At 36.3% G+C, this 12,178-nt stretch carries 9 protein-coding genes; 3 read left to right on the top strand and 6 right to left on the bottom strand.

The window, feature by feature from the left end:
- Position 1: 1 nt before the first annotated feature.
- The 4 genes from AC07VK_RS02965 to AC07VK_RS02950 form a co-directional block, all read right to left on the bottom strand.
- On the bottom strand, positions 2-3,577 hold the full coding sequence (locus tag AC07VK_RS02965) for a PKD domain-containing protein (protein WP_492958230.1): 3,576 nt from the start codon (positions 3,575-3,577) through the stop codon (positions 2-4).
- Between the two features lie 267 nt (positions 3,578-3,844).
- The gene (locus tag AC07VK_RS02960) at positions 3,845-4,057 is read right to left on the bottom strand and encodes a hypothetical protein (RefSeq protein WP_492953197.1); all 213 of its coding nucleotides are present in this window, start codon (positions 4,055-4,057) and stop codon (positions 3,845-3,847) included.
- A gap of 57 nt (positions 4,058-4,114) precedes the next feature.
- Entirely contained in the window at positions 4,115-4,255 is a 141-nt protein-coding gene (locus AC07VK_RS02955) for a Sec-independent protein translocase subunit TatA/TatB (RefSeq protein ID WP_083505447.1), read from the bottom strand.
- Positions 4,256-4,796: 541 nt separating this feature from the next.
- Positions 4,797-5,651, bottom strand: a complete 855-nt coding sequence (locus AC07VK_RS02950) for an HD domain-containing protein (protein WP_492953196.1) — start codon at positions 5,649-5,651, stop codon at positions 4,797-4,799.
- A 224-nt stretch (positions 5,652-5,875) separates the two neighbouring features.
- On the opposite strand from AC07VK_RS02950, the gene AC07VK_RS02945 reads away from it, so the two are divergent.
- Entirely contained in the window at positions 5,876-6,529 is a 654-nt protein-coding gene (locus AC07VK_RS02945; RefSeq protein ID WP_492958228.1) for a TetR family transcriptional regulator C-terminal domain-containing protein, read from the top strand.
- 8 nt (positions 6,530-6,537) lie between these two features.
- Positions 6,538-7,836: an ABC1 kinase family protein gene (locus AC07VK_RS02940; RefSeq protein ID WP_492958226.1), complete on the top strand. Its 1,299-nt coding sequence runs from the start codon at positions 6,538-6,540 to the stop codon at positions 7,834-7,836.
- A 299-nt stretch (positions 7,837-8,135) separates the two neighbouring features.
- Here AC07VK_RS02940 and AC07VK_RS02935 read toward each other — a convergent pair whose 3' ends face one another.
- Complete coding sequence (locus AC07VK_RS02935) at positions 8,136-8,492, bottom strand: response regulator (protein WP_492953194.1); 357 nt, start codon at positions 8,490-8,492, stop codon at positions 8,136-8,138.
- A gap of 271 nt (positions 8,493-8,763) precedes the next feature.
- Here AC07VK_RS02935 and AC07VK_RS02930 point away from each other — a divergent pair, with 271 nt between their 5' ends.
- Complete coding sequence (locus AC07VK_RS02930; RefSeq protein WP_492958224.1) at positions 8,764-9,366, top strand: GIN domain-containing protein; 603 nt, start codon at positions 8,764-8,766, stop codon at positions 9,364-9,366.
- 271 nt (positions 9,367-9,637) lie between these two features.
- On the opposite strand, the gene AC07VK_RS02925 is transcribed toward AC07VK_RS02930, so the two are convergent.
- Positions 9,638-11,962: a GAF domain-containing protein gene (locus AC07VK_RS02925; protein ID WP_492953192.1), complete on the bottom strand. Its 2,325-nt coding sequence runs from the start codon at positions 11,960-11,962 to the stop codon at positions 9,638-9,640.
- Positions 11,963-12,178: the final 216 nt, after the last annotated feature.

The raw sequence follows: 12,178 nt of genomic DNA, 5'->3' as shown, positions 1-12,178 counted from the left end.
TTTATCTGATTATAGTGAGCGGTCCTGTTATTGTTTTACGTCCGTTACGCGGGTTAATGATATAATAATAAACACCTACCGGAAGCGGTTCATTTTGGTAATTCCCATCAAAAGGAATTTTATATCCAGTGCTAAAAAATACCTTATTCCCGTTTCTGTTAAAAATTTCGACAGTAGCGTTTGGATAAGATTCTAAGTATTTAATGATCCAGGTATCGTTTACATTATCGCCATTTGGTGTAAAGGTATTAGGTGGATTTAATACTTGCAAAACTTTTACCAATACTGTCGATGTTGTGGCACATCCGTCAGGCTGTGTGGTTGCTGTAAGCGTATATTCGGTATCGTTATCTGGTGATGCAATTGGATTTAATACATCTGTTTTATTCAAGCCTATAGCAGGCGACCATTTATATTTCAAATTAGTACCTTCTGCAGTTGCAGGGATCTCGATCTGTCCACCTGCCAGGATATAAATCAATGTACCTGCATCAGCGACAGGCGATTTGTACACCTCAATTGTATTGCTAATGGAACTAGAGCAGCCATTATCTCCTGTAAATGTATAAGTAATGATATGCGGCCCAAGTCCGGCAATTTTAGGATTAAAAGTACCATCTTCCTTTATACCATCTCCAGAATATTTGCCATCACCTCCCGTCACTTCTTCTTCAGCTTTTTGTTTGGCCTGTGTAATTAAAACAGTGCCATCGGCCTCGCAAACGGGAGCCATCTCATCAAACACCAATTGCGGAACCGGTTTTAACGTAAGCCTTTTATCTAAAAATTTAGCACAGTTTTCTCCGGAATAAGCAACAAGCCTGATGTTAAATGTTCGGTCGGTGGTGCCGCCAAAAGTATCATACTTTATCACAAAAACTTCGTTATTACCGGGATAAGGGATGGTTTTATAAATAGAAGTTTCTCTGCCAAAATCTCTATATATCTCAATTTTTGTAATATTACCCGTAAATACGGTAGACGTATTTTTAATCATGATGTCCTCACTTACGCAGCTATGATCGTTTAAAATTTCAAAATCTGCTGCTTTAACATCACCATTAACCGTAAATGGTTTTGACGTAAACCTTTCGCAACCATCCGGATTCTTCACAATCAGCGTTACATTATAATTACCCGTGGCTGCAGGCGTAAAAGCACCATCAATACCTGTTGTTGTAGCGATTACATTATTGTTATTATCCATGTATTGCCATAAAAAAGTTAATCCGGTTGTACTTCCATCTGCATTTTTGGAGGTATTTTTAAATCTGGCCACACCATCATTCAAACAAAAATCAGGAAGCTCGAAATCAGCCGATTGTGGATCAATTACAGTTACTGTTTTAGATTTCACTATACTCAAACATCCTTTATCGCTTTCGGTTGTTAGCGTAATGGTATAAGAACCAATAGCGGTGTATTGATGAGTAGGTTGCCGTTCAGTAGAAGAGGTACTTCCATCCCCGAAATCCCAGGTCCATTTCACAATAGTTCCGGGGTTTTCTATTGTTGATTTTTCAGTTAAAATAATTGGTTTGCCCACACATAAACCTTTCACATCAAAATCAGATAAAGGTTGTGGATTAATCAAAATTGGAAATGCTGAAGATGTTTCTGAACATTTCGAATCTGTTATGGCCGTTAAAACCACATTATATGTACCTGGGAGATCGTAAACATGAATAGGGTTCTGCTCAGGAGATGTTTTTCCGTCGCCAAAATCCCACAACCATTCTGTAATGCTCCGCGAATTTGAATTTGAAACACTTTTATCGGTAAATTGAACACCGCTGGCCTGACAACCTGTTTCAGGAACTACCCCAATGGCAGTAGGCTGATTATCAACCGAAAAATCAATAATCAATTCTTCTGTATTACCACAATTATCGGCGTTGGGCTTAGTTGCAATTACTTTAAATTGATAATCACCAGGATTTGGATAATTCAGGTCGTTAGGATACTTGTAGGTATAATACGTATTATTGTCATTTGGCCTGGTAAAGGTATTTATTGCCACAGGGCTATTATCCGTAAAGTTTGCCGCTCCCTGAATCTCCCAATCTAATTTAATGGCCTGGTATGGTAAATTTATCGTTAAACTGATGGGTTCTCCCAAACAACCGCTGCTAATAGGTTGTCCCGTAACCGTACTAGTGGGCTGAAAAGTAAAGTTCTGAATATTTGCTCCAGCTAGGTATGCATAAGACTCTACCGTTCCATAACCGTATGAAATTGCCGAAAAACCACCTGCTGCAGATAATCTGTGTTGAGGCTGAGTGTTAGTCACATCAATTATAGCATAACTAAATACATTATCAATAGCAGTGAAATTATTCACCGGGTTACCATCCAGCCTAAATGAGGCAATATCTGCTGTTTTAATAATTACATTCAGATAATATTTAGTGATCTGAGTAGGCAATTTTACCGATCCCAAATCTGATACCGATCCCAAATCTGAAAAAACCGTAATATTATTTAGTGTTTGCTCAACAGGATTAAGCACGGTTATTTCAGGATCGCCTGGAAATTGCGCTTGGTTTGTATTGGTTCCATTGTTTTGATTACAAGTTTGCGAAGTTTGGTATTGTGCCACAGCAATTGGTTTCGAACCAGAAATTACGTTTGCCGAAGTAGAAAAAAAGGTAACTACCGCTCCTTTGTTGTATGGATTTGAAAGCGGAGTTCCATTGGCATCTGTAGTACTCCCATTAACGGTTAAAACCGTATTATCGTCAGCCACAATGATCCTCATAATATCGGTATTACCATGAAGGGTATTATAAAAAGGTGCGGTTACAAAATTTCTCCCCCATGCAGAAACCGGAAAAACCTGCTGATACAGGTTATCGCCACCACTCGGATTGCGGCTATTACCTTCATTACAAAATGCTGCCCAGGTATTACCCGTAAATACGGCCACAGGATTACAGTTTAAGGCTTTAATGTGGCTTCCTGTTAAATCACCAACTGATTGATATTGATAAACATCGCCTCTATTTAACTTAATGGTAAAAGTTGTATTGGCGGTTCTTCCTCCATATCTTTCGTTTTGTTTAGGTGTAATTTCTACATCTGTATTATCAACTGTTGCTACAATTGTAAATTGAGAAAAGCCTTGTTGATTTCCATGGTTTTCATAACTAAAAGCATAGTATTCTTGTCCTAAAGTATTGGTAGGCAACACTAAAGTACCGCCCGTACGGGCATTATTAGAAATAATGCTATACAATGATATCGCTTTAGTGGTAACCACGTGAATGGCTTTATTGGGCTCTATTAAATTGGAGCTGCTCATTAACACGGTGTAGACTGTAGGATTGATTACAAATGGCAAACAGGTATTGGCCGGAATAGTAGCACCAACCGGAGATACCAAAATACCACCAATATAAACTTCATATCCGGTAGCCTGATCTGCAGATAGAAATAAAGTTAACCTCGACCTATCCCCATCGATATGGCCGGCATAAGGAATAAAAAAATCTTTTCCTTTATTTGATGTATTTTGAGCAAAAGATATGGATGTTGCAAAAAGCAAAAAAAACAAAACCAATAACCAATGCCTCTTCATTACCTATCAGTTTATTTTGAAAACGTTATACATGTTTGTTTGATTTGATATGCAATATACTATTAATCAAATCACAAGAAAAAAGAATTATTAGAATTTTAACAATTTTACGCAGAAAAAGAGCCTTTCGTGTAATAATCTTAAAGAGTAGTGTAAAAAAATTTCACATATAAATATAATTCGTATTGAAAAGCAGAAGTGGAAGCGATGAATACAGGCAGGCAAAATAAAAAATCCGCCTATTAAAAGTGGCTATAGGATAAAGGTTCAGTTACTACCCTGATCGGACTGATCGCCGCTCCCGTATTTTGCGGAGAAATCTTTGGCCTTCTCATCTGCAATACTATCGTTATGGTCTTCAGGCTCCAGATTTTGATCCAAGCGGTCGTTCCAATCATTTAATCCCTTTTCAGGGTGCTTTGCATTTTCTGCTGTAAAATCAGATTTTGATTTGGCTAGATCTTCTTTTTTATTTTCCATCTTGGCGTTTATTTTAATTAAAACAGCGCCATTAACAGAAAGTTTTATTTAGTGCAATTATTTAACAGGAGGCTCATCTTTGGCATCCTTAAATTCTTTCACACTTCTCCCTATCCCCCGCATCAACTCTGGCAATTTTTTGCCACCAAAAATAAGCAGGATCACTACTCCTATTAAAATAATTTCTATTGCAGACATGTCTTTATATTTTTCACAATATACGTTAATTCTTCTGAAACGGTTTGTTGGTTCGTTAGCCCTCGGCATATATTTAAACAGAAAGATCCTGAAACGAGTTCAGGATGACGAAACGAGAGCGATAACTGTACATAATAATTCATGACAAAATATAACCAAGCCTGGGTATGGTAAAACAAGTCCAGAAAGATCCTGAAACAAGTCCAGGAGGACGAAACGAGAGCGATAAACTGTACATAAAATTCGTGACAAAATATAACCAAGCCTGGGTATGGTAAAACAAGTCCAGAAAGATCCTGAAACAAGTTCAGGAGGACGAAACGAGAGCGATAAACTGTACATAATAATTCGTGACAAAATATAACCAAACCTGGGTATGGTAAAACAAGTCCAGAAAGACTCTGAAACAAGTTTAGGAGGACGAAACGAGAGCGATAAATAATAATTCGCGACAAAATATAACCAAGCCTGGCGTGGTAAAAACAAATTCAGAAGGGCGAAATGAAGAGGATAATCGACGTTAAACACCTACTCTTAATCGCTAAACCAGAAGCGCATTCAAAGTTCTTGTTTTTATCTTTGGCACCGCTCCATGACGCATAAATTCAGCGAAACCTTTCAACTGTTTGATCGACTTAATGGCTTCATATCCTTCATAAGAAGTTCTGATTTTGTTTAGCAACATGGTGTCTGTTTTAAACAGATCACTTTCAACCAATACCCCTTTATTCAGAAATTTCTTAATTAATTCGGCCATTTTGCCGTTGGCGTAAAGGTGAAGCGGTAATTTAAACACCTCGTTATTCAGTTTTTCAAAAGCTTCATTAATCCAAGCCACCTCAGTTTCTGCATTCACCGCTATTTTCCCATCTTTCAACACAATAGATGTTAAAAACTCGCGGGCGCGCTGACGGGAAATTACCCCACCATGAATACCATCACGTAAAGTGTAGTCTAAACGATCAGCACAGAGCGCTGGCAATGGCTGTTCTAAAATATTAAATGTACCATACAAAATCTGGTTAACATTATATCCATAATTTAACAGCACATCAGGCACTTCGGATCTGCATAAAACTTCGGCAAAAACCTTTTCATGATAATCTTCTTCTGTATTGTCGAAAACATAATCGCCCACATGAGAAAAAGCGGTATGCGAAATATCGTGTAGCAAGCCGGCAATTTGCTCCAACTCTGAGCCACCAAGCATCCTGATCAACATCGTAACTCCGATAGCATGCTCCAAACGTGAATGGCAGATATCTGGATTAACCAAAAATATAGCACCGCTTTGATGAATCCCACCTAACCTTTTTAAAGCATCAGTATTTAACAGATCAGAGAATACCATTGGCAGTTCCATTCTGCCGTATAAAAAATCGTTCACCTGGACCATATTGCTGTGTTTTAGTTAAAAGAAATATCAACAACAAAAATACTAAATATTTTAGTTTTAATTTTAAAAATTATCAACATTCAAACTTAATTAAACTAAAATAATTAGCCAAAAACTATCTTTCAAATATTTTGAAAGCTATTATTACAATTTCATGATCAACAAAAAACCTACTGTAAAAACAAGCCCATAAATTAAACGTTATACTTGTAAAAAACAGGTGTATGGCAACTGCTCAGCAAATTAGAAAAGCATATTTAGATTATGTTTTAACAAACAATGAAAAACCAAAATCGGTTTATGTTTTTGTAAAGAAGCTTAAAATTACCGAGGCCGATTTTTATCAGTTTTTCTCTTCTTTTGAAAGCATAGAAAAAACAATCTGGTTTGAACTTACTTTCGAAACCATTAACAAAATTAAAGAGCAGGAAGTTTGGCTCCAGTATACAGCCAGAGAAAAAATGCTTTCTTTCTTTTACAGTTACCTCGAAAACCTGAAGAACGAACGCAGTTTTGTGATTTACAGCTTAAAGAATCACCGTGGTAAATTTTCTACTCCTGATGTACTGGCTGGTGTAAAACCTATTTTCGAAAACTTTGCACAAGAAATTATTGAAGAGGGTTTAGGTAGCGGGGAGCTTGCCGAGCGCCGCTTTCTAAGCAAAAGGTATAAAGATGCCTTATGGATCCAGTTTGCTTTTATTGTTAATTTTTGGATCAATGATGATAGTGAAGGTTTCGAAAAAAGCGATGAGGCCATAGAAAAAGGCATTAATGTAACTTTCGATCTTTTTCAGCATTCGCCAATTGATAATTTATTGGAATACGGGAAGTTTTTAAGCAGGAATGGGAAGTTTGCAGATAAGATGAGGTTTTAACATACCAGATGAAAACACAAAAAAGTATTCCAACCACAAAAGTAGAACGTTCGGCAAAATTTGTTAAAACAGGTATTCAGATCGGGGGTAATTACATTAAACATTACTCGAAAAAGCTATTTAACCCTGATATGGACCGCGAGCAGCTTAACGAGGACAATGCAACCGACATATATAAATCGCTGAGCGAATTAAAGGGCAGTGCCTTAAAAATTGCACAGATGCTGAGTATGGATAAAAATATCCTGCCAAAATCGTATGTCGATAAATTTACCCAGTCTCAATACAATGCCCCGCCCCTTTCGGGTCCATTAATTGTTCGGACTTTCACGAAAAATTTCGGTAAAACACCCGAAAATATTTTCGATAGTTTCAACTTAAGCTCCAGCAATGCTGCATCTATTGGCCAGGTGCATCAAGCAATGCTTAATGGTAAAAAACTCGCCATTAAAATTCAATACCCTGGTGTTGGAGACAGTATTTCTTCTGATCTGAAACTGGTAAAACCTTTCGCTTTCCGTTTATTGGGCATGTCGGAAAGGGAATTGAATATCTATATAAAAGAAGTTGAAGAACGTTTGCTTGAAGAAACCGATTACGAACTGGAAGTTAAACGCTCTATAGAATTTTCAGAAGCCTGTAAAAACCTCGATCATGTTGTATTTCCAAAGTACTATCCAGAATTATCTGGAAAGCGAATTATCACTATGGATTGGATTGAAGGTTTGCATTTAAAAGAATTTTTACAAACGAATCCTTCTCAGGAATTACGGAATAAAATCGGACAGGCGCTGTGGGATTTCTATAATTTCCAGCAGCATGAGCTAAGGGCTGTGCACGCTGATCCACATCCTGGAAATTTTATGATTACGCCAGATGAAAAGCTTGGCGTAATTGATTTTGGATGTATAAAAGAAATGCCTGATGATTTCTATTACCCGTTTTTCGCCCTAATTTCTACTGATATCATTAATGATAAAAACAAAACGATAGATGCATTCAGGAAACTGGATATGATCCATGCCGACGATTCTCCTGAGCAGGTTGAGTTTTACCATAAATCGTACAGGGAGATGATCAGTCTGTTTGCCAAACCTTATATCAGTGAATCGTTCGACTTTAGCAAACCAGATTTTTTTGAGCAATTGTATATGTACGGCGAAAAAATCTCAAAAATGCCAGAATTTAAGCAAGCGCGTGGTGTAAAACATTTTATTTATGTTAACCGGACTAATTTTGGGCTGTATACGATATTACATGAATTAAAAGCAACGGTTAAAACAGATACTTATAAGCCAAATGTATAATGCATAGTTGTCATTTCAACCTCGAGGCTTCGAGAAGAAATTTATATTGCTTTGATATTAGCCCTTCCTTCCTGGAAGAATACTAACCACTAAGGAATTAAGAAAATTAAGTTTTTTTTAAGATGTTGTAGAGGAAGTTATCCTTTAGGAAAGGTCCGTCATTTCGAGTGTAGCCGAGAAATCTATTAGTAAAATTCTGAATAATATAACTTATAGATTTCTCTCCCGAAAGTTCGGGATTACGCTCCATCCGATAGCTATCGGATCGAAATGATGACCATTCGTTCGAATAAAATATTTTAAGAATTTTTCTTTACCACTTCAACCATGTGATCGATATCAAACGGTTTTTCGATAAAATCATCAGCTTTGCATTCTTCTGCCTGCTGAGGTAAATTATTTGATGTGGAAGTTAACACAGCCGATACATCTTCTGTTTCAGGGTCAGATTTAAGTTCTTTAATCACCTGCGATCCTCTCTTTTTCCCCTTAATGTGATCATCCACAATCACGACATCTGGTTCAATTTGGTCTATTTTATCTATAGGCTCGGTTGTCAATGATGCCGTAACATCAAATCCCTCCTCCTCCAATACATGGTCCATTATATCTAGGATATCTTTATTATCCTGAACAAGCACAACCTTTTTTTTCATAAATAAAACAGACTAAAATTCTCATTAAATATAAAGAAAAAGACGAGATCAATAAAAGATCTTTAAATATTTTACAAATGCTTGGTAAAAGTTTCAAGTTTTCGTCTTGAATTAATGCCTGTTCGTCGAGTATTACCTATCACTTGTATAAAAACGCAACATGGCCTGCAACGTTTTTTATTTCGCAGCGTCTTATCATCAAAACTATAACAAAAAGACTTAAACATTTAAATAACAACTAATTAACATTTAATTATTAAATAAAAATATTATGAAAACCTCAATCAAAACCCTAATCGCCTCTTCATTAACAGCAATCGTTATATCATCAGCGATATTTACTACAAGCGTTTCTGCAACAGAAAAAGAGCCAGATGCAATTTTAAAAATATCGGCTTTTAAAAGAATTTCTGTAAAAGGAAATGTAGAAGTAACCATTATCCAGCGAAATAACCCAGGCATTTCTTATACTGATGATAACACAGGAACAGCAAAAGTGATGCAGGACGGTGATAATTTAAAAATCACTTCAACCAGCACCGAAAAAGCAAAACTAACTGTTTATGTGAACGATTTTTACAGAATTGAAGCATCAGAAAATGCAGTTGTTAAAACTGAAGGAAAACTAAGAACCAAATATCTTCAGATCTTTTTAAAAGGAAATGCACATGCCGAAATCAATACCAGCTCAGAAGGTTTATATACTGTAATTGCTGATCAGGCAGATTTAAAATTAAGTGGTTCGACTGATCAACATACTTTGGTTATGGGTAAATCACAAAAATTAACCATCGATAGATTTGCAGCTTTAAAAACCAACATCAGCGCTGTAGAAACTTCTGCAATTGAAAAAGAAATTGCTGCAATCAAATAATAAAAAAACACACAAATGAAATAAAAAAGGCTTTCTGATCAGGATCAGAAAGCCTTTTTTTTGCACGGAAAATGTAAGATGGACGATGGATGCGCAAAATTAATGATATGCTAAACCTTCAGCAGCAAATCCGTCATCTCGACTGGAACGCAGTGGAATGTTCCAAAGGAACTCCTTCGGAGGAGAGATCTATCTAAATAGCTTTCGCTGAACACTTCGTGGTTCTCAACTACGTTGCTCTCCGCTCGAAATGACGACCTGTTACGGTTTATTAGTGCTGTAGTACCTTCGCGATTTCCTTCTCAATGGATTTAATCTCTTTAGGTTTAAGTTTTTTAGCAGCATCTGTTTTACCTGCTACTTTACTTTCCAGGTATTTTACGCCTACCCTTAAAGCTTTTAACCCTGAAACACCCTGAAGTTCATCTAGTTCAAGCTGCTCTAAATCGTCGTTTAAATAACCTTGAACCTGCATATATTTAATATACTCCATATATTCTTTGGCTTCTTCAGGATTGAAATAAACCATTGCGATTTTATGGGGCTGCGTTAAACGTTCGGTTGTACCTTTAACCAATACTTTATCAATACGTTTTTTAACTACTTCGTAACGGATGTTGTAAGCACCTTCTACATCAAATCGACGTTCGTCGTTCCTAAAGCTAATATCAATTGCATTAGAGTGGATAAAGATCAATTGTGTGGTTTCTAATGCACGGGGCATTTCGCCAATTAATCCTTTTGATAAACGCGCAATATCGACCATTGAAGTTAACTGCCAAAGGCGGATATTTTTTAGGTACAACAGATCAAATGGACGATCTGGTGCAATTTCCTGTCCGATGTAAATATCGTACTCCACTCCATCAGTTCTGAATTTGGCAAAATAACAAGGGTATGAAGCCTGTAAATTAGCCTGCGATTTCTCCAGGTACTGACTCACTTCTGTATTAATCAGCTGCATCGAAATTTCCAGTTGCCTGCGATTTGCAAAAGCAGCACCTGTTTCTGGAACGATAACTTCGAAATAACGATCTACAAACTCAGCTGTTATCGGGTAGTTTCCTTTAATAATCGATAAGAAAGGATAAACCTCTATTTCTAAAAACTCGTTCAGTTTGTTTTCTTCGTTTGATGAAGCAAAATCGCCGATGCGTTTAATCCAGTCTTTACAATTGAACAATAGTTTATCGGTAAGTTCTAAAGAAACGTGCTTACGGATGGCTTTTAAAGTCTCAATTAAACTATTTAACTGTACTTCCATGTCATCTTTTAAAGCTTTATTACGCTCTATGGTAGAATTACGGATATCGATTGCGCCAAACAGCGGATACATATGTTTAAAGGTGATCGTTTCGATTTCCTTTAATTTATGGTAACTGTTATTTTGCTGAAGAAAATGCCAAACAGCTTCGTTAAACTTCCATTGTACTGATGGTTGTAAAGCGGTAAATTTATCCATCAACACTTCGTCCATTTTCGCATCAAATTCTTCGATACTGTATTGGAAAAGCTGACCGATTAAAGGCATTGCCGGACGTAACCTCGATAAAAGTTTATCGTCAACCAATACTTCCTCGCTCGAATAAACTTCTAAAACACCGGCCAACTGCGTATTGTAGTATACAGGCAGTACTGAATAAGAGCAAACACCGGCAGCTTTTAAAACCCTTAAAAAAGGATCTTTATCAATCTGATCGTCATTGATTGAGCTTACAAAAATGGCCCTGGGATTTTCTTTATATTTATCAACCAATGAATAGAAAACTTCTTCTTCCAGATTGGATGTTTTTGCCGAATTAATCAGCATACTTTGTGAAAACTCCTGATTATCGAAAACGAGCTTATTGTTAACGGTTAAAAAAGGCATTAAACCAAATTCGAGTTTTCCGTTTCCACTAAGTGTTTTTAAAGCGTGAATTACATGCGTATAGGCTTCAGTTTGATAATTGTGATTAACAAGCGCATCGCGGATGCCATCTATAGCATGTTGCAGGGTTACATCTGTTATTGAGATGATGCTGAATCCTTCAAAGTGAAAATCTTGTAAAGGCAGGTGTTTTACCAGGTATTCCAGTTCGGTTTCGTCTTGAAAATGCTTGCCCAGTTCTTCAAAATTAAGTTCAGGTAAATCGCCCTTATGCATAATATCTACAAACTTAGTATCGGTTTGAATATTGTAGTATTGTGTCAGTTTTGTTTCCTGATTAATATGAGCATAAATAATCTCATTTTTCAGTACCGAATTAAAATTATAAAAACGGCCTAAAATAACATTGTAGATAAACTTAAGTTGTTTTTTCTCAATAGGCTCGTTGTCTTTCGTTACCTTATTTTTAGGATCATGATCCTTAAAAAAATTATAGAATGCATTGGTGCTGAAGAAAATCTGATCTGGAATTGGGGTACTTAAAGCCCAAAACAAATCATCTTCATTATCCATTAAAGGGGTTAGAATAGTAAAAATTAATTCTAAAGTATCTTTATATTGGGATAAATCTTCGGCGCTGATGTTGCCAAGCAGCACATCGTCTTTTTCAATTTTTTGAAGTAAAAACCTGTAAAACTCAGATTTTACCGATTTTTCTGTTTTCAATCTGCCTTTTAAATACTCCACAAGTGGGCGAAAAGACAGAGATGATTCTACCTGGCAATGTATACATTCATTCTTATGTAGTTGTATTACATTGGTATTCATTGTATAAGTTTTGCTATAGTGTAAATTTTATAGTTATCTATTTAATTATTAATTCATTGCAAAGATACATACTCGTTAAAGTAATGTTCGTCTGCTGAACGTAATACTTGGATA

The sequence above is a fragment of the Pedobacter sp. GW821-FHT01D05 genome, assembly GCF_059422505.1.
The sequence above is the reverse complement of the archived record's forward strand: the minus strand, read 5'-3'. Positions and strand labels throughout refer to the sequence as shown.